25 protein-coding genes, 1 tRNA gene and 1 riboswitch are annotated in these 25,298 nt (G+C 54.9%); of the genes, 11 read left to right on the top strand and 15 right to left on the bottom strand.

The window, feature by feature from the left end:
• The first annotated feature begins 29 nt into the window (after positions 1-29).
• Together CQ011_RS08000 and CQ011_RS07995 are read left to right on the top strand one after the other, a co-directional pair.
• Positions 30-1,433 (top strand): flavin-containing monooxygenase, encoded by a 1,404-nt coding sequence (locus CQ011_RS08000; RefSeq protein ID WP_105676392.1) that lies wholly within the window; start codon positions 30-32, stop codon positions 1,431-1,433.
• Complete coding sequence (locus CQ011_RS07995; RefSeq protein WP_105676387.1) at positions 1,411-2,241, top strand: SDR family oxidoreductase; 831 nt, start codon at positions 1,411-1,413, stop codon at positions 2,239-2,241. Before CQ011_RS08000 ends, CQ011_RS07995 begins: the two co-directional genes overlap by 23 nt.
• Here the strand turns inward: CQ011_RS07995 and CQ011_RS07990 are convergent.
• Positions 2,202-3,443 (bottom strand): glycosyltransferase family 4 protein, encoded by a 1,242-nt coding sequence (locus tag CQ011_RS07990; protein WP_286161131.1) that lies wholly within the window; start codon positions 3,441-3,443, stop codon positions 2,202-2,204. The two genes, CQ011_RS07995 and CQ011_RS07990, sit on opposite strands and share 40 nt — an antisense overlap.
• 250 nt (positions 3,444-3,693) lie before the next feature.
• Between CQ011_RS07990 and CQ011_RS07985 the strand changes: the two genes are divergently transcribed.
• Positions 3,694-4,563 carry a DMT family transporter gene (locus CQ011_RS07985; protein ID WP_105676381.1) on the top strand — a complete coding sequence of 290 codons (870 nt, stop codon included), beginning with the start codon at positions 3,694-3,696 and terminating at the stop codon, positions 4,561-4,563.
• Here the strand turns inward: CQ011_RS07985 and CQ011_RS07980 are convergent.
• Complete coding sequence (locus tag CQ011_RS07980; RefSeq protein WP_096257199.1) at positions 4,560-4,763, bottom strand: hypothetical protein; 204 nt, start codon at positions 4,761-4,763, stop codon at positions 4,560-4,562. The two genes, CQ011_RS07985 and CQ011_RS07980, sit on opposite strands and share 4 nt — an antisense overlap.
• A 168-nt stretch (positions 4,764-4,931) precedes the next feature.
• Here CQ011_RS07980 and CQ011_RS07975 point away from each other — a divergent pair, with 168 nt between their 5' ends.
• Both CQ011_RS07975 and CQ011_RS07970 read left to right on the top strand, forming a co-directional pair.
• Complete coding sequence (locus tag CQ011_RS07975) at positions 4,932-5,477, top strand: peptidylprolyl isomerase (protein WP_096257201.1); 546 nt, start codon at positions 4,932-4,934, stop codon at positions 5,475-5,477.
• 229 nt (positions 5,478-5,706) lie between these two features.
• Positions 5,707-6,429 (top strand): rhomboid family intramembrane serine protease, encoded by a 723-nt coding sequence (locus CQ011_RS07970; protein WP_286161130.1) that lies wholly within the window; start codon positions 5,707-5,709, stop codon positions 6,427-6,429.
• Positions 6,430-6,923: 494 nt separating this feature from the next.
• Here CQ011_RS07970 and CQ011_RS07965 read toward each other — a convergent pair whose 3' ends face one another.
• The gene (locus CQ011_RS07965; RefSeq protein WP_105676376.1) at positions 6,924-7,538 is read right to left on the bottom strand and encodes a LysE/ArgO family amino acid transporter; all 615 of its coding nucleotides are present in this window, start codon (positions 7,536-7,538) and stop codon (positions 6,924-6,926) included.
• Positions 7,539-7,609: 71 nt separating this feature from the next.
• Between CQ011_RS07965 and CQ011_RS07960 the strand changes: the two genes are divergently transcribed.
• Entirely contained in the window at positions 7,610-8,494 is an 885-nt protein-coding gene (locus tag CQ011_RS07960) for an ArgP/LysG family DNA-binding transcriptional regulator (RefSeq protein WP_181148036.1), read from the top strand.
• Position 8,495: 1 nt separating this feature from the next.
• Positions 8,496-8,564: riboswitch (guanidine-III (ykkC-III) riboswitch) on the top strand.
• A 12-nt stretch (positions 8,565-8,576) separates the two neighbouring features.
• Positions 8,577-8,894, top strand: coding sequence for a DMT family transporter (locus CQ011_RS07955; protein WP_105676365.1), 318 nt, complete (start codon positions 8,577-8,579; stop codon positions 8,892-8,894).
• Positions 8,895-8,897: 3 nt separating this feature from the next.
• On the opposite strand, the gene CQ011_RS07950 is transcribed toward CQ011_RS07955, so the two are convergent.
• Positions 8,898-9,155 (bottom strand): cell division protein CrgA, encoded by a 258-nt coding sequence (locus tag CQ011_RS07950; RefSeq protein WP_096257211.1) that lies wholly within the window; start codon positions 9,153-9,155, stop codon positions 8,898-8,900.
• 221 nt (positions 9,156-9,376) lie between these two features.
• On the opposite strand from CQ011_RS07950, the gene CQ011_RS07945 reads away from it, so the two are divergent.
• Complete coding sequence (locus tag CQ011_RS07945) at positions 9,377-10,147, top strand: class E sortase (RefSeq protein ID WP_105676363.1); 771 nt, start codon at positions 9,377-9,379, stop codon at positions 10,145-10,147.
• 173 nt (positions 10,148-10,320) lie between these two features.
• Positions 10,321-10,965 carry an anthranilate synthase component II gene (locus CQ011_RS07940; RefSeq protein WP_105676359.1) on the top strand — a complete coding sequence of 215 codons (645 nt, stop codon included), beginning with the start codon at positions 10,321-10,323 and terminating at the stop codon, positions 10,963-10,965.
• Here CQ011_RS07940 and pknB read toward each other — a convergent pair whose 3' ends face one another.
• From pknB to CQ011_RS07905, 7 genes are read right to left on the bottom strand one after another with little or no spacing between them, the layout of a single operon-like run.
• On the bottom strand, positions 10,966-12,876 hold the full coding sequence (gene pknB / locus CQ011_RS07935) for a Stk1 family PASTA domain-containing Ser/Thr kinase (RefSeq protein ID WP_105676357.1): 1,911 nt from the start codon (positions 12,874-12,876) through the stop codon (positions 10,966-10,968).
• Positions 12,873-14,690: a protein kinase domain-containing protein gene (locus tag CQ011_RS07930; protein ID WP_105676354.1), complete on the bottom strand. Its 1,818-nt coding sequence runs from the start codon at positions 14,688-14,690 to the stop codon at positions 12,873-12,875. The genes pknB and CQ011_RS07930 overlap by 4 nt, the downstream gene beginning before the upstream one ends.
• Complete coding sequence (locus CQ011_RS07925; protein ID WP_105676351.1) at positions 14,687-16,135, bottom strand: penicillin-binding transpeptidase domain-containing protein; 1,449 nt, start codon at positions 16,133-16,135, stop codon at positions 14,687-14,689. The genes CQ011_RS07930 and CQ011_RS07925 overlap by 4 nt, the downstream gene beginning before the upstream one ends.
• Positions 16,132-17,520: an FtsW/RodA/SpoVE family cell cycle protein gene (locus CQ011_RS07920; RefSeq protein ID WP_105676349.1), complete on the bottom strand. Its 1,389-nt coding sequence runs from the start codon at positions 17,518-17,520 to the stop codon at positions 16,132-16,134. The genes CQ011_RS07925 and CQ011_RS07920 overlap by 4 nt, the downstream gene beginning before the upstream one ends.
• Positions 17,517-18,914, bottom strand: a complete 1,398-nt coding sequence (locus CQ011_RS07915) for a PP2C family protein-serine/threonine phosphatase (protein ID WP_105676347.1) — start codon at positions 18,912-18,914, stop codon at positions 17,517-17,519. Before CQ011_RS07915 ends, CQ011_RS07920 begins: the two co-directional genes overlap by 4 nt.
• A 3-nt stretch (positions 18,915-18,917) precedes the next feature.
• A complete protein-coding gene (locus CQ011_RS07910; protein ID WP_096257225.1) occupies positions 18,918-19,397 on the bottom strand; it encodes an FHA domain-containing protein FhaB/FipA in 480 nt (159 codons plus the stop codon).
• Positions 19,394-20,218 (bottom strand): FHA domain-containing protein, encoded by an 825-nt coding sequence (locus CQ011_RS07905; RefSeq protein ID WP_105676344.1) that lies wholly within the window; start codon positions 20,216-20,218, stop codon positions 19,394-19,396. The genes CQ011_RS07910 and CQ011_RS07905 overlap by 4 nt, the downstream gene beginning before the upstream one ends.
• 269 nt (positions 20,219-20,487) lie before the next feature.
• On the opposite strand from CQ011_RS07905, the gene CQ011_RS07900 reads away from it, so the two are divergent.
• Positions 20,488-20,571 (top strand) — tRNA-Leu (locus CQ011_RS07900).
• Between the two features lie 78 nt (positions 20,572-20,649).
• Here the strand turns inward: CQ011_RS07900 and CQ011_RS07895 are convergent.
• The 3 genes from CQ011_RS07895 to CQ011_RS07885 are packed head-to-tail and all read right to left on the bottom strand — an operon-like array spanning position 20,650 to position 23,461.
• Positions 20,650-21,714, bottom strand: a complete 1,065-nt coding sequence (locus tag CQ011_RS07895; RefSeq protein ID WP_105676342.1) for a flavin-containing monooxygenase — start codon at positions 21,712-21,714, stop codon at positions 20,650-20,652.
• Between the two features lie 2 nt (positions 21,715-21,716).
• On the bottom strand, positions 21,717-22,397 hold the full coding sequence (locus CQ011_RS07890; RefSeq protein WP_105676340.1) for an NADPH-dependent F420 reductase: 681 nt from the start codon (positions 22,395-22,397) through the stop codon (positions 21,717-21,719).
• Entirely contained in the window at positions 22,394-23,461 is a 1,068-nt protein-coding gene (locus CQ011_RS07885; RefSeq protein WP_219844194.1) for an LLM class flavin-dependent oxidoreductase, read from the bottom strand. Before CQ011_RS07885 ends, CQ011_RS07890 begins: the two co-directional genes overlap by 4 nt.
• A 202-nt stretch (positions 23,462-23,663) precedes the next feature.
• Between CQ011_RS07885 and CQ011_RS07880 the strand changes: the two genes are divergently transcribed.
• A complete protein-coding gene (locus CQ011_RS07880) occupies positions 23,664-24,179 on the top strand; it encodes a YdeI/OmpD-associated family protein (protein ID WP_105676338.1) in 516 nt (171 codons plus the stop codon).
• Here the strand turns inward: CQ011_RS07880 and CQ011_RS07875 are convergent, their stop codons facing one another.
• On the bottom strand, positions 24,180-25,223 hold the full coding sequence (locus tag CQ011_RS07875; protein WP_286161129.1) for a LacI family DNA-binding transcriptional regulator: 1,044 nt from the start codon (positions 25,221-25,223) through the stop codon (positions 24,180-24,182). It lies immediately after the preceding gene.
• Positions 25,224-25,298 lie beyond the last annotated feature (75 nt).

Here is a 25,298-nt window from a genome sequence, read left to right as displayed (position 1 = left end):
GGCAATCGTTTCAATGCAATACTCTTCGCATGGCTTACTTCGTGAAACCCGTGCACCGCAGCGCCGCGGTCATGGCACCCATCGCGTGCGATGAATCTTTGCCCAAAACGTGCGTGATTGGAGCCGGCTCTTCCGGCCTTGCGGCCGCCAAAGCCCTTTACCTTGCAGGTATTCCCTTCGACTGCTTTGAAAAGGGTAGTGAGATCGGTGGCAACTGGCTCTTGGATAATCCCAACGGTCAGTCTGCTTGCTATCAAAGCCTGGAGATCAATACCTCCTGTCCACGTATGGCATTCTCCGATTTTCCGATGCCAGCGGACTATCCCGCCTACGCCCGGCATGATCAGGTCCACGCCTACTTCGAGCAGTATGCGGCGCATTTTGGTTTCCGGCATACGATCACTTTCCGCACGAACGTAGTTGCGGTAACTAGGACTGAGGATGGACGCTGGAAGGTCGACATTGAGGGGCCCGAAGGCGCCCAGAGTCGTATCTACGAAGCGATACTCGTGGCAAATGGCCACCATTGGGACCCGCACTGGCCAGAACCCTCCTACCCCGGAACATTTACCGGCGAGGAGATCCATGCCCATGACTACCGCAGCGGCGATCAGCTCGAGGGCCGTGACCTACTTGTTGTCGGCGCAGGTAACTCGGCGATGGATATCGCCGTTGCAGGGGCAGACCGGGCCAAGAGTGCCACACTGTCGATTCGCCGTGGTCAGTGGGTGATGCGTAAATTCTTGTTTGGCAAGGCAACTGATCAGATTGCGTTTCCGGGATGGATGCCTTGGTGGGCAACGAGATTACGTCTGCGTTTTGGGGCGCTGGCTTCAGGTGGACTGAAAAAGTATGGGCTGCCGAAACCGGCGCATGCCCCAGGCCAATCCCACCCCGTGCAATCCGAACAAATCCGCACGCAGATTGCCGCCGGGAAGATTACGGTGCGCCCCGGCATCCGCCGCTTCGATGCGGATCACGTTGAGTTCACCGATGGCACGCGCACACGAGCGGATCTGATCGTTTGGGCCACCGGCTATAAGGTCACTTTCCCATTCCTTGATTCCACGCTGATTAACCCCGAAGAAAATGAGCTTGCGCTGTGGAAACGTACGGTGCATCCGGACCTGCCAGGACTTTACTTCATTGGGCTGTTACAGCCGGTGGGCGCGGTCATGCCGCTAGCCGAGGCGCAGTCCGCGTGGATTGCCGATCTGCTCAGTGGCGGATATATCCCGCCCACTGAGGCACAGATCCGTAAACAGATGATGACCGATCATGAGCGCAACAAATCCCGATTCTATGAGTCACCGCGGCACACCATGGAAGTCGACTTTGATCACTTCTTGTGGGATTTAGCCCGCGAGCGTAAGGCAGGCGCGAAGCGTGCGGAAGATAGGAGCGAACACCATGAGTTCGTTTCAACTAAATAACCGCATTGTCGCAATCACCGGGGGCGCAAACGGCATCGGCCGGGCGACCGCGAAACTTCTCGCCGAGGCAGGAGCGCGGATTGCCATCGGAGACTATGACGTCGAAGCCGCGCGCGCAACGGCCAAGGAGCTCGGTGGAGCCGGTTTCTTTCTAGACGTCACCGATGCGCAATCCTTCACCGCATTCCTAGCCGATGTGCAAGGACAGTACGGACCAATCGACATCCTGATCAACAGTGCCGGAGTCATGTGGGTCGGAGAGTTTGAGCAAGAGCCAGAGTCGGCGTCCAGGCGTCAACTCGAGGTGAACCTATTGGGAGTCATCCACGGCATCAAGCTGGCCACCCCAGGCATGCGTGCGCGCGGATCCGGTCACCTCGTTACCATCGCTTCGGCGGCCTCACTGCTGCCGACCCCCGGAGAGGCGACCTATGCGGCGAGCAAACACGGCGTGCTCGGCTACCTGAAGGCCGTACGTGCAGAGCTACGCGGCAGCGGTATCCATGTTTCGGTGATCATGCCTACCGTCGTTGATACGGCACTGGCCGCTGGCACAAGTACCGGATCAGCAGCGATGCTTCAATCTAGCGATATCGCACGAGCTGTCGCTCAAGTCATTGCCCGCCCACGATTTGAGGTCACTGTACCCGGGTACGTCGGTATCCTCCATCGCCTCTTAAGCCTGTTGCCACAGAGAATGCGAGACCTAATCTTAGGAAAGATGGTCCCTGATCAGGTTGCCTCGGTGGACCGCAAGGCTCGCTCGGACTACGAAGAGATTTTCCGACCGGGCCAACCGCCAGTCTGATGGCCACTGCGGACGCGTTCAGAACGCACCGTCCAGTAGCTCTGCAGTAGTTCCTCGCCGATCCGAAACCATGATCGGTCTTGAACCTGAGCATGTGCCGCGGAGGCAAAGGCTAGACGCTTGGCGTCATCGTAGATCAGGTCACTGACTCGATCACGAAGCTCGTTGAGGTCGCCCGGGGCATACAGCCAGCCTGTGCGCGAGGAATCCACCAGATCTAGCGGTCCTCCCCTGCCAACTGCAACGACCGGCACAGCGCAAGCCATGGCTTCCTGAATGGTTTGGCAGAACGTTTCCGAGGCGCCTGGATGAACAAAAACATCAAACGAGGCAATGACTTCCGCCAACCGGGTTCCGGAAAGGAAGCCGGTGAAGTGTGCGGTGGGCAAAATGCTACGCAATTCGTCTTCCAGCGGGCCCGAACCCACGATCACAAGTCTTGTATTCGGCAGTGAGCTCAAGACTCGTAGGTCAGCGACCTGCTTTTCGGCAGCAAGTCGGCCCACATATCCAATAATGCGTTCACCGGTGGGGGCAATAGCCTCGCGGAACTTTGCGTCACGCCGTTGTGGGGTGAATTGCACGGTGTCCACTCCCCTGCCGCTCAAAACAAGGCGCGTAACGCCCAGAGATTCGAGCTGGCGGCGCGAAAACGTACTTGGCACCAACGTTAGGTCTGCAGTCGTGTGAATGGCTCTCACGTGATCCCAAAGCTTTTCGGTAAGCCACGGCATTTTATAGCGCGCGGCATAGGTCGGAACCTCGGTTTGATACATGGCAACGGACGGTATGTTCAGTTCTTGAGCCGCACGTAGGGCACGCCAGCCTAATAAGAATGGGCTAGCCAGGTGCACCACGTCGGGTGCCTCTCTGGCCAAGATTCTTTTGAGACGGCCAACCCCTCCGGCAGCCAAGCGAACCTCCGGGTAATTAACCATTGCCACAGAGGGAACGGTAATGATCAGAAATCCCTTATATGAGCGGGGTACGCTGTGGCCCTTGAGCTCACCAGCCAGCGAGGCTGCGGGAGTGATGACCACGGCGCTATGGCCGGTCAGCTCAAGATGATCAAGGGTCCTTAGGACCGAATTTGTAACCCCATTTACGTGGGGTAGGAACGATTCAGCAACGATGGCAACCTTCACAACTTCATGATGCGTGCCGCGGGTAACGCCGAGCTTAACAAGGCATACTGCGTTCATTAACTTCTCACAACGGAATCGACAAGTCCGTCGAAGAATGAACCGAACCTGGGATCAGATGTTTTGTTCTCGAAGGATTCTCGGGAAGGCAATGTTAATTCCTTAGGAGGCATAGAATTAATACATATACTTCTTTTAAACTGAATTTGACCAGTATGTATGCCAGTAAACGAATGTATATCTATAACTTGAGCTTACGCGCTCAGAGGCCCAGTTCAGGCAAGTCACGTAGAGCTTGTAAACTTAGCCGGTGACGTTCTTGTTAGCCGCGTTGGGAATACTCGGCATTTCAGCTTCTGGACCAATTATTGCGGCGTTTCCCGGCGTCCCGGTGATGTCCATGGCGTTTTGGCGCAATGGCGCAGCGGCCTTGCTCCTCGCAGGCCCGGCGATTAAGGAAAACCCGCGGCAGTACTTACGCTTCACTCGGCGAGAATGGTTTTACATTCTGGTTGCCGGTGGGGCGCTCGCCTTGCACTTCGTCTGTTTCATGTTTGCGGTCCGAATGACCAGTGTTGCGGCGGCTACCGCCTTGGTTTGTATCCAAGGCGTGTGGATTGCATTGTTTCAAGCGCTGCGCGGGGTGAGATATCGGCCCCCCGTGATAATCGGAATGAGCACCGCTATCGTTGGCGTTGTACTCATTACGGGTTTTGATTTGGGCCAAGGACTTACGGCGTTTATGGGTGACTTGTTAGCCCTTGCCGGAGGGGTACTCGCCGCGATTTATACGTTCGCAGGATCTGCGGCCCGGCGCACCATGAGCACCTCTCGATATACCTCGATCTGCTATGCCGTTACCGCGGTACTGTTGCTAATTATTTGCCTAGCTACAGGACAGCCCCTGTGGGGATTTGATGCCTGGGGTTGGGTTGGAATTATTCTGCTGACCGTCTGCGCGCAACTATTCGGGCACACTGCGATGAACCATCTACTCAGTGTGCTGGGGCCATTGACCGTTTCGACCTTGATCCTGCTTGAAATTCCCGGTGCTGCGTTGCTCGCCGCATTGCTCTTAGAGCAGGTGGTCCCGGTGGGCACATATATAGGTTTGGGAATCATCTTGCTTGGACTCGTATTTGTCGTCCGAGGCCAAGCGGCACCAAAACTTAGGGCTTAGCTTTCCTCGACCAAGGTTCGTACCTCAGCAATATCAGCTTCGCGAGATTCGACAGGCTGCTGTGGTTCGGAAATTTTTGGTTCATTTTCCCAAGGGTCTTCCACCGGACGGGAAGCTTTCCACATGGCCACGATGAGAGCCACAATTCCTACGAACACGCCGAATGCTAAAAATTTTCCTGCTGCACTTTTCTTGCTCATGATTTCTCCCTTGTGAATCAATTTTTGTTACCAGATACCTCCAGACTAGGCAGTTAGCCGATGTGAGACCAGTGTCCGCGAGTCTGACACCGGTGATGACGTAATTGTTTCACTCAGCGCGTAGTTCAGCTTTGGCGGCCTTGGCCCTACTCATGGGAGAATGAAGCCATGACCGCAAACGCAACGCATAAAGCCACGATTCACACTACTTTGGGCGACATCGTCGTCGATCTTTTCGGCAACCACGCCCCGAAGACCGTAAAGAACTTCGTTGGCTTGTCGACCGGTGAGCAGGAATGGGTACACCCAGAGTCCGGTGACAAGAAGACCAACACCCCGCTGTACAGCGGCACCATCTTCCACCGCATCATTTCTGACTTCATGATTCAGGGTGGCGACCCACTGGGTCAGGGCTTTGGCGGCCCAGGCTACCAGTTCGACGATGAGATCCACCCAGAACTGAACTTCAACGATCCTTACAAGCTTGCCATGGCAAATGCCGGCATCCGCATGGGTCGTGGAACCAACGGTTCGCAGTTCTTCATCACCACCGTCGCAACCTCATGGTTGCAGGGCAAGCACACCATCTTCGGTGACGTAACCGATGCAGAATCCCGCAAGGTTGTTGACGCCTTGAACGCCGTTGCAACCGATGGCCGTGACAAGCCATTGGAAGATGTTGTTATCACCTCGGTAGATATCGAGACGCTGTAACTTTCAGTAGTAATAACTGCGGCTCCGGTGATTCCCTTGGGGAGTCGCCGGAGCCGCAGTTTTTTAAACCACCACGATGAGATCAAGGTAGAAACAGATGTCTTACGGTCAAGTGACTCCCGCGGGGCAGTCGGCTCCAAGCTGCTATAGACACCCAGGAACGGTCTCATATGTGTCCTGCAATCGATGTGGCCGTCCGGTATGCCCGCAATGTCAGGTGCCGGCTCCCGTGGGAGTGCAGTGCGTCGAATGCGTCCATGAAGCGAATAAGAAAATCCCTGCTCAGCGGACCGAATTTGGTGCGCGGGCGCGCCAAGGTGTCCCGATAATTACTTATTCACTGATTGCGGTGAACGTTCTCGCCTACATTCTTCAATGGGTGGTCCCGGTGGCCACTCAGAATATGGTGTTGGTCCCTGCCCTGGCTGCTTGGGAACCATGGCGTTTGATCACCAGTGCGTTCGCGCACTCCACGGGCTCTATCTTTCATCTAGCGATGAATATGTACGGCATTTATCTCTGTGGAGTGTTCCTCGAGCCGCGATTGGGTCGTGCACGCTTTAGCTGGCTTTATCTTCTGAGCACCTTGGGTGGATCCTTGGGTATTCTCCTGCTGAGTCCCCCACTGAGCGCTACTCTGGGTGCCTCGGGCGCTCTCGCAGGGCTCTTCTTATCCCTCTTCGTAGTTTTCCGCACCAACAAGCAAGTCCTACGTCAGATGGCCATTGTTCTAGTACTCAATGTGGTGCTCGGATTTGTGGTTTCGGGTATTTCTTGGCAGGGACACCTCGGCGGTGCTGTCGCTGGCGCACTGGCGGCCGCTTGCATTGTGTTGGTGCCACGTAATCCACAACGTACGAAGATTCAATTCTCTTTGTTGGGTGTCTTGACGATAGTTGTGGCAGTAGCGATATATCTTGCGGCTGTGGCCGTGAAGTGGCCGCTAAGTTAATTCGAACTCTTCTGCGTCTAGTTATCCACAAGTATTATCCACACTGTTAATAACTTACAACCATGTAACTCTCTTCTGGGTAGCGACAGGACACCCCTCGGATGCCCTTGATTTCGTGGATATGCCACTTCCGGCATCGAATACTCACAGCTTTACCCACAATTGTGGATAACTTTTAAACAGGCCCTGTAGATAGCTCTATTCCGAGGCTCTGCGTCGATCCATTTAGTTGTTCGAATTTTTAAACGAATCTCCGATATCTGTCGACTGAGTCACCATAAAGAAGATGTCCACACGCGTAATCCACAGTGTTAATAACTTACAACCATGTCATTCAACAACATGCAATCGACACTGACTTGGGTTAATGAATAGTTTGTACAGTCCCCACTCACCTTATCCCCACCTGTGGATAAAGTTGTGAACAAGTAAATAAGAACGTTCTCCACAAGGTGTGTGGATAACCTGTTAATACTGTGGATATCTCACACTCTTTACAAAAAGAGCGGTCGTATCAGCAACACCGCAAAAATGGCCATAAACATGCAAATGATCGCATCCAGAATGCGCCAGGACGTGGCGCTTGCGAAAATGCGGGATAAGAATCTGGAAGCATAACCAAGTGCCGTGAACCAACAGATGCTGGCCGCAATTGCACCGAGTGCGAAATACCATTTACCGTCGTGCTGTGCGACTGCTACGGAACCGAGCAGAATAACCGTATCTACGTAAACATGCGGATTAAGCCAAGTCAGAGATAAAGCGGTCAGCGCAACCGTCCATTTGACGGTCGGTGCTGGAGAATTTGAAGTGCTTAGAATGCCAGGGGAGACCGCACGCTTTAGCGCAAGGATGGCGTAGCTGAGCAGGAAAATAAAGCCACCAATCCGTGCATAAGTGAGGATCCACGGAGCATGCTCAACGAGGGTGCCGATACCCATAACCCCGGCCAGAATTAGTACTACGTCTGATGCCGCGCAAATTACGACGGTGAGCAACACATGTTCTCGTCTAATCCCTTGACGTAGCAGGAACGCGTTCTGGGATCCAATGGCGATGATGAGCGAAAGTCCTGTGGAGAATCCAAGGAATATTGGTGCGGGGATCATAGGGTAACGGTAAAAGAAGGCACTAACCGGTGTCTAACTTAATATACTTACGCTACATTAGTCTTGCTAATGTGAACTTAGATCTTGAACACCTCGAAACCCTGCTAGCGGTCATCGATGCGGGCAGCTTTGACGATGCTTCCATTGATCTAGGGGTCAGCCCCTCGGCTATTAGCCAACGGATTAAATCCTTGGAAAGCAGGTTGGGAGCAATCTTGCTGGTACGAAGCCGGCCGGTTAAGCCCACTGAGCAAGGAGCGCGGGTGTTGCGCTACGCGCGACAGATTTCTCTATTGGGCACCGAATTCAGCGAAGAGCTCATGCGTCACGAAGGCCGCGAAGGCAAGATATCACTCACTATCGGAGTTAACGCCGACTCTTTGGCTACCTGGTTCGCTCCGGTCTTCACCGCTCTGGCAAAGTGGCCACAGCTAAGTTGCGAGATTTTACGTACGGATGAAAATCTCACGGTCGGACTGCTTCGTTCAGGCAGGGTCAGCGCGGTGGTGACAAATAGCCAAGAAGCTGCGCAGGGGTGCACCATTCGACGTTTGGGGAGTATGCGTTACTACGCCGTAGCTGCCCCGGGCGTGGTGAGTGGGGCAAGTAAGGACGAGCTCTCCTCGGCACCAATAGTACTTTTTGATAGAGAAGATCCGTTACAGCATCAAATGCTCGAGCGAATTGATCCCACGAAGCCGCGCCCAGTGGGAACCATCTCTTATGTTCCAGACTCGCTGCTCTTTGTACAGGCGATTCGCGCGGGTATGGGGTGGGGTATGGTTCCCGAACAACAATTAGCTAGCGCACCCGAGCTCATGGTTCTCAACGAGCAATGGTTTATTGATGTGCCATTATTCTGGCAACTCTGGTCCGGTGACTCTCCAGCACTTGATCGTCTGGGGAATATTCTGTACACGGCGGCGCAAGAAAGCGGTATTGGTTTGCTACCCTAAGGGGGAGTCGGCGGTAGGCCGATTCCCGGACGAGGGAGCCGTACCCGGAACGATAGCTAAGACGGCCAGTAAGGTATCTGGCGTGTATTGGCTAATTCTCGTAATTTCCGGTCTTTTTGAAGCAGTTTGGGCTACCGCACTAGGCATGAGTTCTGGGTTATCGAAGCTCGTTCCCAGCATCATATTTTTCGCCGCACTTATTGTTTCTATGGGTGGGCTGGCGTACGCAATGAAAGAAATCCCCACCGGAACCGCATATGCGGTCTGGGTGGGGATTGGTGCTTCTGTCACGGTGATCTACGCAATTGCGACAGGTCAAGAAGCATTTTCTGTACTGAAAATGGTATTCATTGTGGGCCTGATTGGTTGCGTTATCGGCCTCAAAGCAGTCAGTGAATAACTACTATTTCCAGCCAGTTGTCATGAAGAAACCAACCATGGCAATACCAAAGCCAATGACAATGTTCCATCCGCCAATATTTGGGATCGGGAACAGGGTCTGCGAAATGTAATAAACGATAATCCAGACCAGACCCAGTAGCATCAATCCAAACATCACTGGTTTGTACCAGCTTGGCATTGGCTTATCCGCGGCATGTGTGCCCGGTGCGACCTGCTGGGTCTGTGGTTTGTTCTTGCGTCGTGGCTTAGACTCCGGCACTAGAATTCTCCCTCGGCTTCATCCGCATGTTGTAGTAAAAGGGGGAGACTCTCAGGTCTTCCCGGTAGTGTTAGGACAAGTAATGAACGAAATTTCGCATCATTTTCCTGCGTAGATTCCATACTAGCGGTAATGTGCTTAGTCCTTGATTTAGGGTTCATGGAAAATTCGAAAGTTGAGTCCGTAGTGAATGCCAAACCGTCCAAAGGAGCACCACCTAAGTGAACCGTGTAGCGTCTGCACCCGGGCGAAGGATGGCCCGTGAAAAGCAAACATTTGGCAACCGGATTACCGGTTTCCTTGGTGAATTGCTGATTACCCTTGGCATTGTCCTCATGCTTTACGTTGTCTGGGAACTTTGGTGGACGAACATAGATTCCGCGAACGCACAGAAAGAAGTGACGCAGAATCTAGTTCAAGATCTGGGCGACGTGGTGATTCCCCACGAAGAAGTGGAAGAAGACATCGATTACGGTCCGGCACCGGTCAGTGAGGCCGGGCCAGGTGAAACTTTCGGGATCATGTACTTCCCAACATTCGGTAAAAAGGGCACGCATCACCCGGTGAGCTACGGCGTGCAGAGCTCGGTAATCGACAATCTCGGGATTGGCTATTATCCGAACACCCAGTTGCCCGGCGAAAAAGGAAACTTTGCAGTTGCAGCGCATCGGCAGACCCACGGTCAAGTTTTTTGGGACATCGACAAATTAGACGATGGCGATCATATCTACCTGCAAACCAAGGAAGGGTATTACACCTACACCTGGTTTGATACCGAAATTGTCGCACCATCTAATGGCGACGTGTTGCTTCCAACACCACACAAATGGGGTGTGGAACCCAAAAAATCGATTCTCACGATGACAAGTTGCCACCCGCCGTTTAGCACTCGAGAGCGCATCATTGCCTACTCTGAACTCACCGATTGGCAGCCGTTAGATGCTGGGCCGCCTAAGGAAATTCGGAAACTCGTTGTCGACGCCACAAGCTAGGGAGTAATAATGTACGCATGGATTTTTCGGAATCTGCCAGGACCAATCTGGTTACGCATTATTGAGGCATTAATATTGCTGGCCGCTGTCGTGCTATTACTAATGATGTACGTCTTCCCGTGGCTGTCGCAGTTCAGCCCATTTACCGACTCAACGATTGGCCAGAGTAACCCGTGAGCACCACCAAGATCCTCGTAATCGACAACTACGATAGCTTCGTTTACACCCTCGTTGGTTACCTCCAAGAGCTCGGTGCCCAGACTACGGTTCACCGTAACGATCAGATAAGTCTCGAGCAGGCCCAAGAGCTTGCAGCAGAATATGACGGTGTTCTTATTTCTCCGGGGCCAGGTGATCCCGCCGGGGCTGGCGTGAGCGTCGACTTGATCAAGTGGTGCGCAGGGCACGACAAACCGATGCTCGGTGTGTGTCTAGGCCACCAGGCGCTTGCTGAAGCATTCGGGGGAGTCGTGACGCATGCTGAAGAGTTGATGCACGGCAAAACTTCGTTAGTCAGTCACGAAGAACATCCGGTATTCAAGAACGTGGCGAATCCGTTTACCGCCACTCGATACCACTCACTGGCTGCGGTTCGCGATAGTATCCCGCAGGAACTGGAAATTATCGCGGAAACCGCTGGGGGAGTCATCATGGGATTGGCTCACCGCACCGCTCCATTGTGGGGTTTGCAGTATCACCCAGAATCGGTACTCACCGAACAGGGTTATCAGATGCTCGGAAACTGGCTGGAATTTATTGGACTGCAGGGGGCAGCCGAAAAGGCCGGCACCCTGAGCCCACTATTTAATGGCGAGTAGTTAGTCGCCGCGATTACCACGGCCGTTGCCGTTCCCATTGCCGTTGGTTGACTGTGGAGGCATCGACTTTTCGGTCCCCGGGGTTTTACTTTCCGTCGGTGGGGTTGACTCATCCGTTTCGTCAGAGCTCTGTGAGGTCTCTGGGGCCGTTGGGCTCTGGCTTGGGGCGGGTTCTGGCTGATCGACTGACACAGATACGGTCACAAAGGATCCCTGAGCAACCTCGGCGCCAGCGACTGGATCTTGCAGGAACAACGTCCCTGGTTCAGACTCGTCGGGAACTTCGACAAACTTCGCCAACAAGCCTACGTCGTCAGCGGTGAGAGCCTTTTCGGCTTCATCACGGGTCATTCCATTGATATCAGGCACCTTGACCATCCCGGTGGAAAGAATAAGATCCACGGTTGACCCGGCCTTAACCTTTGAACCAAGCTCGGGGCTAGTGCCGATCACCCAATCGGTAGGAATACTCGCGTGATTCTCCCTGCTGACGTCACCAACTTCTAGACCCGCCGCCCGAATTGCCTCGCGGGCAGCGACCTCGGACTGATTTTCAAGAGATTCTGGAATAACGCGATCTTCGGTCCCCTCGGAGATAAATAGCTTGACCGTTGAATCCTTGGACAGCTGAGTCCCGTTATTCGGATCGGTACGTGTCGCCTTGTTTTCATCAACGTCAGCGCTAAACTCCCGCTCAACATCCACCTTGAAGGTTGCATCGTTGAGTAGTCGAGTGGCATCTACTTCAGAGAGATTCTTGACCTCGGGAACCGCGACGGGTGCCCGCTGTTCGGCCTCGGCCTGCAATGACCTAATCACTAAGAAGCTGGCGATACCCACCGCGACCAAAGCGATAATCGTCAAAAGCCAAATCAGGCCACGGTTCGAGCGGTGTTCCCGAGGACGTTCGTCGCGCTCATCGGCACGGGAAGAGAACACCGGATGCTCGTTTGTGCGCGGATGCCGATATGCTGCGGTTTCCTCCTGATGCTCATAGAAGGGCACCGTAGCAGCCACCATCGTGGCCGCCTCATCTCGGTAAGGAATACCGTTCTGAGCATCCTCCAACGCCGTTGCAAAGGCGCCAGCAGACTGGAATCGCTGGTCTCGTTCCTTAGCTAAGGATTTGAGCACCACAGCGTCATAGATTTCAGGAAGTGAATTGTTAACCTCGCTGGGAGGAACCGGGCTCTCTCCAACATGCTGGTACGCCACAGATACCGGAGAATCACCGGTAAACGGGGGCTGATGAGTAACCAGCTCATAAAAAAGGCAACCGGCCGAATAGATGTCGGAACGGTAATCTACCAGTTCTCCTCGTGCCTGCTCAGGAGAAAAATACTGTGCGGTGCCGACAACCGCCGCCGTTTGGGTCATGGTTGAGGAGGTGTCCATGGCTCGGGCGATTCCGAAATCCATGAGTTTTACGTGACCCTGGTCGGTCAACATTATGTTCGCCGGTTTGATGTCGCGGTGTACGACATTTTTCATATGAGAATGATCCAGCGCATCACACACGCCACGGATCAGTTCTACCGCGTATTGCTCATCGACATGCTCATCTTTGAGCACCTGCCTCAGCGTGCGTCCAGAGACATATTCCATGACGATATACGGTGAGGTGCTCCTGCTATATTCGGTGGCAGGAAGCTCGCCGGTGTCATAAACGGCAACGATATTTGGGTGGCTGAGCCCGGCGACAGACTTGGCCTCGCGGCGGAACCGGTTGGTCACCATCGGATTATCTGCGGTGTCGTGGCGCAGGACTTTAACCGCTACCTGACGGGCAAGAGTATGGTCCGTCGCTAAATAAACGTCTGCCATCCCGCCTCGGCCGATCAGCGACCGTATTTCATAACGGTCGGCAATCAGCCGAGGTAAACCGGGCGGCAATGCATCAAAATTACTCATGGTGCTTCGCTTGCGCCAGTTTCTTTAGGTGTTGCCGATTCGGTAGGGGTAGCGGTTGGTGTTGGTGTTGGAGTCGGAGTTTCGCTCGGTGTTTCTTTTGGCTCCGGGCCAAGCGAGATAATCAACGAGATTCGCGAACCAGGAGTGACCTTGGCGCCTTCTGCGGGGGTTTGTTTCAGCACGGTATTTGCTACCGAAGAATCGTGTTCTTCTCCACCCTTGGATACTGCAAGACCAGAGTCCTGCAACAGCTTTTGCGCGGCTTCGTAGCTCATGCCGGTAACCGCAGGAACATCAACGGTTTCTGGGGCCTTCGCGTAGCTCACCTTGACCGTAGAACCGGGTTCAACACTTCCGGTCGGTGAAACCGATAGCACCTCGCCAGGATTAGCTTCCGAGCTTTCCGTTGCAGAATCGCTGACCTCTAGGCCCAGGGACTTCAGTTGTGCGATGACGGTATCAATATCCTTGCCCACTAAGTTTGAAGGCACGGTGACGGACTTGACCGTTTTTGTTGGGGCAGTGGTCTCTTCGCTTGGTGTGCTGGTTTCGTCGCTTGGTTCGGTAGTTTCAGCACTAGGTTCGGAACTTTCCACCGATGCACTGGTGCTGACCGGAGGGCTAGTTGGTTCGGTGTTCGAGGAACCCAATTTTGGAATGAGCCAAGCACCCAAGGCAATCAATGCTGCCAAGACGATGACTACCACCAGTGGAATGATCCACGGGTTTCGTTTCTCGTCCTCATAGCCGTCTTGATTGTCCGCCTGATGCTCGTCAAAGCCTTCGTCATCGTAGCTCGCGGCCGAAGCACCTACAGCCGCGGCCCCCACAGCGGCTGGCGCCGAGACCGTAGGCATGGCGTTAGTCATCGGCGGAGCAGCGTTTACCGAGGTGACGGCTCGGGTAGCGTCCTCATCGAGGTTAAGCGCCTGAGTAGCGTCATCGTGCACACCGGTGATGAGCATTCCGGGCACGGCGATGGTGGCGGTATTCGTGTCACCCTTGCGTAGCGCCTCTGCGGCGTCTGCCAAAGCATTCGCGTTGGCCGGACGATCTGCCGGGTTCTTGGCGAGCATCGAAATGATCAGCTGACGAACGGGTGCGGGCAGCGAATCGGGAAGCGGTGGGGGAGCATCGTTGACCTGAGCCAACGCGATTGCGATTTGAGATTCACCGGTGAATGGCCGGCGTCCGGCAAGGCATTCGTAACCGATGACACCCAGTGCATAGATGTCCGAACTGCCGGTGGCGATCTGCCCGGTGGCCTGTTCCGGTGCGAGGTACTGGGCGGTGCCCATCACCTGACCGGTTGCGGTCAACGGAACCTGATCGGCCAAACGAGCAATGCCAAAGTCGGTAATCTTCACGACACCGGTAGGCATCACGAGAATATTGCCTGGCTTCACGTCGCGGTGTACGAGGCCATGTTCATGCGCTGCGGCCAATGCTCGAGCGGTCTGTGCAATCAACGACAGCGTGCGATCCACGTCGAGCTTTCGCTCGCGTTCGATAATGGTCGACAGCGGTGGGCCAGGAACGAGTTCCATGACCAGATACGCGGAGCCCTGCTCCTCGCCATAGTCGAAAACGCCCGCGATACCCGAGTGATTGAGCAACGCCGTATGGCGCGCCTCAACGCGGAAACGAGTCAGGAAGCTCTCATTATCCGTGTATTCCTCTTTGAGGATCTTGATCGCAACTAAGCGTCCAAGAACCTGGTCTCGGGCCTTCCAGACCTCGCCCATGCCACCGATCGCGATGCGGTCAGTCAGCTTGTATCGACCGCCCAAGGTGGTGCCGGTTACTGGCCTCACTTGTTGAACACCGCCTCTGTCATCTTCTTCATCAGTGACCCGGCCGTGTTGTGGCCAGTATCGTAATCTACTTGTTCAATGTTCACGGTGATCGCGACCTGGGGATCATCACCCGGCGCGAAGCCAGTGATCCAGGAGTTCACCAACTTCGTGTCACCAATTTGTGCAGTACCGGTCTTAACACGAAGATCAACACCTGGCACCGCGGCATTCATTGCCGTGCCCGACTGCACGGGGCCCTTCATCAATTCGGCCACCGTGTCAGCGACTTCCTTGGTAGTAGCCGTAGAGAAAGCCTTGGGCTTTGGATCTTCAATTACTCGCAGATCCGGCGCGATGACCTTATCAATCATATTTGGTTGCATGATTACCCCGTCGTTAGCGATAGCCATGGCGACCATATTCATTTGCAAAGAAGTCGTTTTTGTATCGAACTGTCCGATGGTGGACATGGCAAGCTGTGAGGCCGTCATTCCAGTCGGGAAAACACTGGCAGTTACGGACTGCGGAATGTTTAGCTGTTGTCCAAAGCCGAAGCGTTCGGTGACATCCTCATATGGTTTTTCCCCGAGCTTTTCGCTGATATTCACGAATGGCGTATTGCAGCTCTGGGTAAAGATGAACTCGAGCTTTGCCCGCGGCTGACGGGCACAAATGCCGGCTTCAAAGTTTCCGAGTTCGGTATTCGTCCCCGGCAAGACGATGCGGGTCGGGTTATCGAGTACCGTATTCAAATCGTATTCACCGGATTCCAGCGCCGCCACGGTACTCAAGATCTTAAATGAGGAGCCTGGTGCAACGAGGTTTCCGATCGCCGGATTAATGTAAGGGCTCAAACCCTTCACGTTAGTCAGCTTCTTCATGTTTTCGGCTGCTTTAACCGTTGAATGGACTGCAAGATCATTGGGGTCAAAGCTCGGCTTGGAAGCCATAGCTAAAATGTCACCGGTTTTTGGATCCGTCACCACGATGGTGGCTCGTAATCCATCCGGGATCATTTCGTAGGCCTTCTTCTGCAGCTCGCCATCAATGGTGAGCTCGACCGAAGCGCCTTCGGCCTTCTTCCCGGTGAACATCGCGGTCAGTCGATCAAAGACTAGATCTGAACTGCTTCCGGTCAGCCAAGAATTCAGATCTGATTCCAGATGCGTGCTGCCATTAGCCAATGAGTAATAGCCGGTGAGGTGGGCGTATTCCTCGGGATTGTTGTACTTGCGCTGGTACGTGAATTGACCGTCATCGGTGGGTACCGATTCCGCAATAGGTTTACCGTCTACCAAGATCGCCCCGCGCGGTAGGTCAAATTCGCGGTAAAGCTGACGCTTATTTAGCGAGTTATCGGCAAGCTTTTCGGCACTGAAGAACTGGATATAGCTCAAGCCTGCAAGGCAGACAACGAACATCATGGTTAAGGCGACCCAGACGCGCTTAATGGCTTGATTCATACGTTCTTCACCGCCTTTGTAGTCATAGCTCCCGGAGTTGCAACCTCGTCGGTTGGTCCCACGCCGCCGAGCATTGGACGACGTGAGTTATGCGAAATCATTAGGAGTAAGGCGACGATAATCCAGTTCGCGAGCAAGGATGAACCACCGGCGGCCATGAAAGGAGTAGCCAAACCGGTCAATGGAATCAGCCGCGATACGCCACCAATAATGACGACGCACTGTAGTCCGAGGGTGAAAGACAACCCAGCAGCCAAGAGCTTGCCGAAAGTATCTCGTGAACCCAAGGCCGCGCGGAGTCCTCGACTGATCAGCAACATATAGAGCAGCACGATCGCCGAAAGCCCTATCAGGCCGATCTCTTCGCCAAAGGAGGCGATGATCATGTCCGAGTTTGCAAGCGGAACACGGTAGGGAGAACCTTCACCCAGACCGGTACCGAAGAGCCCACCGTCGGCCATGCCAAACAGTCCTTCGACGATCTGCATACTGCCGCCACGAGCCTGGTAGATTTCCGGGGAGAAAGCATTGAGCCAAACGTCGATGCGGCGAGTTACGTGACTCATCGTCGTCGCGGCAAAGACGCCACCGGCGGCAACCATCAGCAGACCGATGAGCACCCAGGAGATTCGGGCGGTAGCCACATAGATCATCACGATAAACAGGCCGAAGAACAGAATCGAAGAACCAAGATCTCGCTGCACCACGAGCACACCAATGGACAGCACCCAGGCCACCACCATTGGTGCCATATCGCGCAGTCGCGGCAATTGCAGTGGACCAAGTTTGCGGCCAGCCATCAAGATCAGATCGCGGTTGGATGAAAGATAACCTGCGAAGAAGATCGACAAGGTGATTTTCGCTAGCTCACCTGGCTGCATCGAGAACGGGCCTAGGCGGACCCAAATGCGGGCGCCGTTGATGGTCACACCAAACCCTGGAATCATTGGCAAAAGCAGCAAGATTATTGATGCCAGCAATGCTATGTAGGTGAATCGGCGCAACATGCGATGATCGCGAATTGCCCACAGAACCACCGCAGCAATGATGACAGCGATCGCGGTCCACAGGAGTTGGCGCATGGATTGATCCGTGGTTTTTGCCAAGTCAATCCGGTGAATCATCGCTAAGCCAAGAGAGTTCAAGGCTACCGTAATCGGAAGTATTACCGGATCGGCATATTTAGCGAAGATGCGTAACATAATGTGCATCAGGAGGGCTAGCCCAGCCAGAATTCCGGTTTGCACGAAGAAGTCGGTGTTGTCGTTTGCGTCCGAGCTGCTTCCAACGAGGAAGAAGGCTGCGGCACCAACACTCAGCGCCAGTAGTAGTAGCACCAGCTCCAAATTGCGTCGTGGAACCGGCGCGGTGTGCAGTTCGCTCATCGCATGATCTCCTGACAATAGGCTGGCGGAAGTGGGGAAGGCTGATTGCTGCCGTTAGTACCCGGCGCTTGTACCGGACAATTTTGTTTTGCCGTGACAAGTAGTTCTTGAATCATCATGGCCGCATGTTCCTGGCTATCTGCCAAAATCGCGGATTCCACGCGCTGGCGTGAATATTCCGGCAGGGCTTCAAGCGGAATACTGCTGACAGTGTCGACCTCAGACAAGGAAATTGGTCCGAGCTCTTGTGGCACACCACGATAGATGGCGACCTTGTCTCCAACGGCACCCACGTAGAACTGAGTTTGTGTCCAGAGGTAACCCCAGACGCCCAGTCCGATGATCAGTAGGGTGGCCATGGTCAACAGCAGTGGCATAAACCAGCGATGTTGCACGGGACGAGATTCCAATGGGTCTAGAACTTCACCGGCAGCAGGAGAACGGTGCGTGAGTAACGCGGCGGCTCGACGTTCACCGGTGTGCTGGGTGACCACAGGAATCTGACCGGTCTGCGTGGCCAGCTGAGCGGCACCGACCAAAAGGTGCGGCCGCTGAGAAATCTCGTGGCGCAGCACAGACGCGCTTGCCTCAACATCGCCTTCGGCGGCAATGGTGAGCTGACCGGTATCTGGCGCGGGTTCGAAGCTGGCCGGGCCCGCATCTTCGCTGTCATCTACTTCGATGATGTCAAAGAGCACGACGGTGACGTTATCCGGCGCTCCATTTCGCAGAGTAGTTGCTACGAGGTCGTTGACCGCCGCATTCATATCCGCGGTGCCACGCACGATTTGCTCGATGATGGGCACTGCCACCGCATCGGTCAGACCGTCTGAGCATAGGAGCCAGCGTTCCCCGGGTTGTGCTTCGAGCTGTAAAACATCTACTTCGGGGGAGGCATCAGAATCGCCGAGCACACGCAGTAGTACGTTTTTATGCGGGTGAGTTTCTGCCTCGTGCGGCTGGATTCGACCCTCTTCAACGAGTCGTTGCACAAAGGTGTGGTCGCGGCTGATCTGTTCAAATTCATTATTCTTCAGGCGGTAGGCGCGCGAGTCGCCAATATGCGCCAGATGCAATGTCTCGCCGGAGAGAAGCACCGAGGTGACGGTGGTGCCCATGCCTGAAAGTTTCGGATTCGCACCGACTAGTTCGTTGAGCACCAAATTTGCTGCCTGAATTTCATCGGTCAGGGCATTTTGTGGATCTACCGTGTAGCGGCGGTCCAGATGCACTAGATCTAGCACCGTGGATGCAGATGCTACATCGCCACCGACATGACCGCCCATGCCATCGGCAAGAACCGCGAGGTATTCGCCGGCATAGGCGGAGTCGTCGTTCTTTTTGCGTATGCGTCCGACATCGGACATCGCCGCAAATTTAAACTTTAAAGCCATTGGCTAGGCCTTCAATTCCAGAACAGTCTTCCCGATGCGGATTCGCTGTCCCGGTTCAACTGGCTGTGCACGAGTGAGCTGACTGTCGCCAACAAAGGTGCCGTTGGTGGAGCCTAGATCCTCGATAAACCACCGTGACCCCTGAGGGAAAAGGCGTGCGTGGCGGCCCGAAGCATAATCATCTTCGAGAACCACGGTGGCGTCTTGCGCGCGGCCGAACATAATGGGTTCTCCCTGCAAAGGGATGCTGCGTCCGGCTAGCGGGCCCTCAACAATGTGTAAGGTGCTAGCTGCCTTGCGTGTGCTGACCTCAGGTTCGGCAAGTTCTGGATTCTTCTTCAAAGCCCTGGCGCTGGGTGCGCCGGTACGAGCCCGAGCACCAATTGCTAGGTCGCGACGCATAGCGCCAACGATGCTCAAAACGAGTAACCAAATCAGGACGAGGAAGCCAAGGCGGAACAGGCTGAGAACGAGATCATTCATGCACGGCCTCCGTTGCTAGGCGTAATTAGGCGAAAAACTATCTTGGTCTGTCCAATAGTAATGATTGAACCGTCCAATATACGCGTCTGTGCGGAAATCTTCTTACCGTCGACATAGGTGCCGTTGGTTGAGCCGAGGTCGGTGACCACATAAGAGCCCGGAGACTTCTGCTCTACTCGAATATGCTGACGGGAAACTCCCGTGTCGTCTACCGGAATATCGGTGCTGGCCGAACGACCAAGCACGATCGAGTGGTGATTAAGCGCGAAGCGCTGTCCATTAACTTCAACTACCGCTTGTTTGGCAAGTGGCGCGGCTGCCGGGGCTGCTGGCTTCGCGGTAGGTCGAGGTTGTGCGGTGGTCTGCGGTGTTGGGGTTGCGGCAACCGGCGTTGGTTCTGCCTTCGGCGCCTGAGGCTTAACAGGGGCAGAAGCGACCGGGTTTGCGCTTGAATCCTTGACGGATCCTGCAACCTCCACTTCGCCGGCCTTAAGTTCTTGAGAATTCACGAAATGAATCATGATCTTTCCCTGAACCGAGTATCCCTGGGTGACTGCGTGTTCCGCGGTGACCTTAGCCATCTCGTTGACCACGGGGGATCCCCATGCCTTGGCGGTGTCAAAATCTTTAGTACTCAACGACACGACGAAGTCGTTCGGAGCAAGGCTGCGACCTTCGCTGATCGCGAGAATTCCGCGATCCATTTCATTGCGGAGCGCGGTAGTTAGTTCGACAGGCTTAATGTCTGCGGTGCTGTTACCACGAAAGAAGCTGGTGACGACCTTCTCTAAGCCTCGTTCGACATTATCGAGAAAGCTCATTACGTGTGCTCCTTTCCTGTAGTCCGTGGCGTTTTTAGGCCCGGTATTTCAGTTCAATGTCCTTGCGACACAGAACGTCATTCTCGATCTTACTGTTTTCAGCTGTGCAATTCCCGGAAATATCCTTGAAGAAAAGACAGGCAACTGATTCAACGTACCAACTGGTCAAAAGGTTTCATGTGGTGCTGAGCACATGGGGTTGATTCGATTAGGCGATCAATAAAAACAACGTGTAAGCTATTTCTTGTTGCCGCGAGAGCGGGAATCATGCGCGAGTGGCGGAATTGGTAGACGCGCTGGCTTCAGGTGCCAGTGCTCGCAAGGGCGTGGGGGTTCAAGTCCCCCCTCGCGCACATGAGAAATGTCTCGGAACATCGTTTGATCGATGTTCCGAGACATTTGTTTTTAACTATTCACTGCGTCGCAGCGGGTCATGCCCGGAGTTGAGAAAAGTTATCTAGATTCCGCTTGACGCCGCGTGCGGCGGATCGTCCGGCTCTGTTTGCGCCAATGGTGCTTGCCGAAGGTCCGTAGCCAACCAGCTGCACGCGAGGATCCTGAACTGATCCGGTACCCTTTCCCGCGCGGTCTAGCTGGATTCCACCGTGGGCACTGCGTAGTTTCAGCGGGGCAAGGTGAGCTATGGCGGGCCTGAATCCCGTGGCCCAGAGGATCGCGTCAACTCGTTCAAAACGGCCGTCGGCCCAGCGTACGCCGTCGGCTTCCACGGAAGCGAACATTGGGTGACGTTCATAAGCGCCCAGAGATTTGGCTTCCTGTTCTTGGGCGCGTAGCGCGAGCCCGGTCACGCTCACCACACTTTGTGGTGCCAATCCCTGAGCGACGCGTTGTTCCACCAGCGCAACCGCGGCAATTCGAGCTTCATCGGAATCGAATGTATCTACTCGCCAATTTGGCTCGGTACGTGTGACCCATAGCGTGTCGGTAAGTGGACGTAGCGCACCAAGAAACTGCACGGCCGACGCGCCGCCGCCCACGACTAAGACTCGTTTACCTCGAAAGTATTCGGGGCCGGGATATGCCACCGTGTGGAACTGCTCTCCGATAAATGTTTCCACCCCGGGGTAATGCGGAAGGAATGGGCGTGTCCAGGTTCCTGTCGCGTTAATCAGGGTGTGAGTGCGCCAGATATTCTCTTTAGCGTGAACCAGTAATGTACCCGCGTCATCGGTAATGCTAGTTGCGTTCACCGGCCGAATAATTGGTAGTTCATGTTCTTTTTCGTAGTCTGCAAAGGACTCAGGTACCGCCACATTTGCCCGGCGCAAGTCGCGCTTCGGTGCCATAGCGTCCGGCAGCTCGGCGACACCGTGAACGTCTTGCATGGTCAACGCGTCCCACCGGTGTTGCCAAGCTCCACCGGGAGCTTTGTTTGCATCGAGCACAACGTGTCGCAGACCTAAGCGTTTCAGATGATAGGAAGCGGACAATCCGGCCTGTCCGGCACCGATGACAATGCTGTCCAAAATTTCCACGATTAGCTTGTTTCCTTTACCGACTCTCGGATTCCATCCCAACTCACGCTTGCTTCGTCGATCTTTTGCGCCAGTTGTGCCTGCGGAAGGTTAGCGCCGAAGGCGGGGTTTCCTGGCTGTAGGCGTGCGCCGTTTGCTAGCGATCCAATGAGTAATGGGTCGAAACCAAGGGCGTCGATTAAGGAGGCCACCTCTGGAAGTTGATGTTCACCGGCGACGGCAATCGCCTTGCGATCGCTGCTCCCAGAGGGCTTCGACTCTTCTTCAAGGTCGTGATAACCCATGTGATTAAGCGCCTTGACCACGCGGGAGTGTGGCAGGAATTCCTGCACAATTTCGCTGGTGGAGGTCAGTGGGTCACTCAGGTCTTCGCGGATCCCATCGGTTTCCCACCAGTAGTTCATGGTGTCAATAACTAGTTTGTCAGCCAGCTGCGCCACGGGCAGCGTGTGGTACTTACCTAGGGGAAGCGCGAGGATGACAATGTCTGCGTTACTCGCGGCTTCGGCCGAGGACATCGGCTGCGCACCGGGGGTCAGTATTTCGACGGTCAATGCGATCTTCGCTGGGTCCCCGGAGCCTGCGATAAGTACACGATATCCGGCAGCTAACGCGAGTCGGGCCAGGGCTGTGCCAACCTTTCCTGCACCGAGAATTCCAATTGTGGTGTGTGAGTTGTTCATCGTGTGACCAACTGATTCGCCGGTTGGTCGGCGAGCATTTCGCGTACCAGCGGAATCACCTTGGTGCCGTAGAGTTCCACGGCGCGCAAGCGATCGCTGGCGGGCACCGCTCCACCGCTGTAAATCAGGTCAAAGCGTCCGATGTCCAGGGTGCCAATAGTCTTGGCGATCTTGCGCGCCACCGTTTCGGGCGAGCCAATGTAGAGCGAGCCATGGGCAGCTTCGGCCTCGAATTCTTCGCGACGCATCGGCGACCAACCACGTTCGGCGCCGATCTGATCACGCATCTTCTTATAGTCTTCGAAGATGATCTCCTTGGCCTGCTCGTCGGTGTCTGCAATAAATCCAGGAGAATGCAGACCTACCGGGTGTGAGCTCTGGCCTAGCTGCGCGTTCGCCCGGTGGTAGAGATCGATGTAGGGAGCGAAGCGGTCAGGGGCGCCGCCGATAACTGCGAGCATCATTCGGAAACCGTAGTTTGCGGTTCGAACGACAGATTGTGGGGAGCCGCCGACACCTACCCATGTTTTCAGACGGCCCGACTCGGTCTTCGGGAAGACGTCTGCCTCGTTGAGCGAGGCGCGCGTAGTGCCCTGCCAGGTCACTGGCTTCTCGTCGAGTAGCTTGTGGAAAAGGTCAATCTTCTCGTCGAAGAGTAGGTCGTAATCGGCCATGTCATAGCCGAAGAGCGGGAAAGACTCGGTGAATGAGCCGCGACCTAGAATCACTTCGGCTCGCTCACTGGACAGCGCATCAACTGTGGCGAAGCGCTGGAAAACGCGTACCGGATCGTCTGAGGATAGGACGGTCACGCCGGAGGCAAGGCGAATATTTTTGGTTGCCGTCGCAATCCCTGCAAGAACTGTTTCCGGGGTGGAAATTGCGAACTCTGGTCGGTGGTGTTCACCGACGGCAATGACATCTATGCCTACCTGGTCTGCGAGGACGGCTTCCTCCACCGTGGCGCGAATTGCCTGAGCGTAGGATACGAGCTGACCGTCCCTGTCACGCGGCACGTCGCCGAAGGTGTCGATACCAAATTCGATGTTTTCGATGCCATCCATGTTCGAAGCCCTTACCAGTTTGCATGTTTAGTTGACACGTCAAGCATATGCCGTTGTTGTTGACGTGTCAATAAGTAAGGGTTCTTAGATGGTCCAGCGGTGCCACTCACTGAAAAAGTGTAAATTAGGTGCCGTTATGAACCGGAGCCAATAAGGCGTCCACGCGGGACATAGAATCAAAGACGAAAGGAAGTGGGAAGACATGTCAAAGGATCTGAAGATCGTGGAGCTCACCGGTTCGGTTGACCAGATCGGCGACAGACTGATCCTGCGCTTGGACGAGGAATCTAGCAAGTCCCTGCCTAGCCGCGGACAGGTTGCTGTCCAATTGTTTGACTCTACAGAGACGGTCGTCGTAGAACCCGATGGTCGGCGCGGGCATTGGATTCCTGGCGAAATACTTGATCTTCACGCCGGGCAAGAAGTGAGCCTTAATGCCACCATCGCCGAGTCGTGGCCAGAAGTAAAAGTTCCCCAAGACCTTGCCGAGGCATTGGCTGATGCCGAAGATCTACATGAAACTTGGCTCGGGCTAACTCCCATGGCCAGGTGGGAGTGGGCGCGCTGGGTGAAATCTACGCAAAGCCCGGTCACCCGAGAGCGTCGAGTGCAGGTGAGCATTTCCAAGCTTCGTGATGGAAAGCGCCGGCCTTGTTGTTTTGACCTGTCCTCATGCACTGATCCCGAGGTTGCCAAAAGCGGCAAGCTGATCCAGTAGCTACTGGGTTCCGCCGCTTGACGCGCGCACTATGAGTTGGCTGGAAAGTTGAAGTTTTGACTCCTTCAGAGGTGTGCCGTCGATCAATTGGCGCAGCGCCTGGGCGGCCTGCACCCCGACACTATGTGCGTCGAGACGAACACTGGTCAAGGATGGGTGCGAGGCGGTAGAAAACGGCAAGTCGTCAAATCCGGTAACCGCTAAATCCTGCGGAATCTGAACACCTGTGGTGCTGGCAGCTTGCAGCACACCATAGGCGTGAGTGTCGGTGGCGCAGGCCAATGCGGTGATTCCGGATTCTTTCCACTCTTCCCAGTGGGCGGCGAACGTTGCCGCAGCATCTCCCATTTCAATGGTTGAAGAGCTAACAGCCACTGCGGGAACCTGCATTCCGAGCTGTGCGGCGGCGCTTAAGAAGGCTTCACGTCTCATGCGTAGGGTGGCGGTACCGGTGGTTGCATCCAGATAGCCAACCCTGCGATGCCCTTGTGCGGCGAGGTGCGCTGCCACGTCATGAGCACCCTGGAGTACATCAAAGTTCACCGACGGGATATTTTCTGGTGCGTCTGGTGCGTCCAGCGCAATCAACGGCAACGGGCTGGAAAGTTCGGATAAGAACAACGGCGTGGGCGCATGGACCAGTAGGCCGGCGGGGCGTAATCCGAGCAATCGTCTGATTTCGGTAGCGCTGGGGGATAAGCCGGCGTCGGTGACCGAAAGTAGTAGCTGGTAATCCTCGCCAAGAACTCCGCGCACACCGGCAATGAGCTTTGCAAAGAATGGGTTTGAAATATCCGGGGCAACCAAGATGACCAGTGAACTAACCCCGCGGGCCAGTGAACTGCCGATGCTATCTACGTAGTATCCGAGCTCGCGAATTGCTTCGCGAACACGTTCCTCGTTGCGCTTGGAGACTCGGCCGGCGGACTTGCCATTGGCCACGAGGGAAACTGTCGCCGTGGAAACTCCCGCGTGGGCTGCGACCATAGCCGCGGTGACCTTGCGCGTTGGGCGTGGTTCGTTCGGCGAATCAGCATTGTTCATGGCTCCATCCTAGTGTGCGAGCGGGTGTGCGCAAGCCGTTTAGTTAAGCGCTTGACTGCTTGGGTTTGAGCGGGA

Source organism: Arthrobacter sp. MYb213, from assembly GCF_002979915.1.
GTDB lineage: Bacteria > Actinomycetota > Actinomycetes > Actinomycetales > Micrococcaceae > Glutamicibacter.
Note: the sequence above shows the minus strand (reverse complement) of the source record. Positions and strands in the feature narration are given on the sequence as shown.

Bases quoted from the DNA above. Each gene is read 5' to 3' on its own strand.
- CQ011_RS08000 (WP_105676392.1), top strand. From the start codon at position 30: ATGGCTTACTTCGTGAAACCCGTGCACCGCAGCGCCGCGGTCATGGCA.
- CQ011_RS07995 (WP_105676387.1), top strand. From the start codon at position 1,411: ATGAGTTCGTTTCAACTAAATAACCGCATTGTCGCAATCACCGGGGGC.
- CQ011_RS07990 (WP_286161131.1), bottom strand. From the start codon at position 3,443: ATGAACGCAGTATGCCTTGTTAAGCTCGGCGTTACCCGCGGCACGCAT.
- CQ011_RS07980 (WP_096257199.1), bottom strand. From the start codon at position 4,763: ATGAGCAAGAAAAGTGCAGCAGGAAAATTTTTAGCATTCGGCGTGTTC.
- CQ011_RS07975 (WP_096257201.1), top strand. From the start codon at position 4,932: ATGACCGCAAACGCAACGCATAAAGCCACGATTCACACTACTTTGGGC.
- CQ011_RS07965 (WP_105676376.1), bottom strand. From the start codon at position 7,538: ATGATCCCCGCACCAATATTCCTTGGATTCTCCACAGGACTTTCGCTC.
- pknB (WP_105676357.1), bottom strand. From the start codon at position 12,876: ATGAGTAATTTTGATGCATTGCCGCCCGGTTTACCTCGGCTGATTGCC.
- CQ011_RS07925 (WP_105676351.1), bottom strand. From the start codon at position 16,135: ATGAATCAAGCCATTAAGCGCGTCTGGGTCGCCTTAACCATGATGTTC.
- CQ011_RS07920 (WP_105676349.1), bottom strand. From the start codon at position 17,520: ATGAGCGAACTGCACACCGCGCCGGTTCCACGACGCAATTTGGAGCTG.
- CQ011_RS07915 (WP_105676347.1), bottom strand. From the start codon at position 18,914: ATGGCTTTAAAGTTTAAATTTGCGGCGATGTCCGATGTCGGACGCATA.
- CQ011_RS07910 (WP_096257225.1), bottom strand. From the start codon at position 19,397: ATGAATGATCTCGTTCTCAGCCTGTTCCGCCTTGGCTTCCTCGTCCTG.
- CQ011_RS07905 (WP_105676344.1), bottom strand. From the start codon at position 20,218: ATGAGCTTTCTCGATAATGTCGAACGAGGCTTAGAGAAGGTCGTCACC.
- CQ011_RS07890 (WP_105676340.1), bottom strand. From the start codon at position 22,397: ATGAACAACTCACACACCACAATTGGAATTCTCGGTGCAGGAAAGGTT.
- CQ011_RS07885 (WP_219844194.1), bottom strand. From the start codon at position 23,461: ATGGATGGCATCGAAAACATCGAATTTGGTATCGACACCTTCGGCGAC.
- CQ011_RS07880 (WP_105676338.1), top strand. From the start codon at position 23,664: ATGTCAAAGGATCTGAAGATCGTGGAGCTCACCGGTTCGGTTGACCAG.
- CQ011_RS07875 (WP_286161129.1), bottom strand. From the start codon at position 25,223: ATGAACAATGCTGATTCGCCGAACGAACCACGCCCAACGCGCAAGGTC.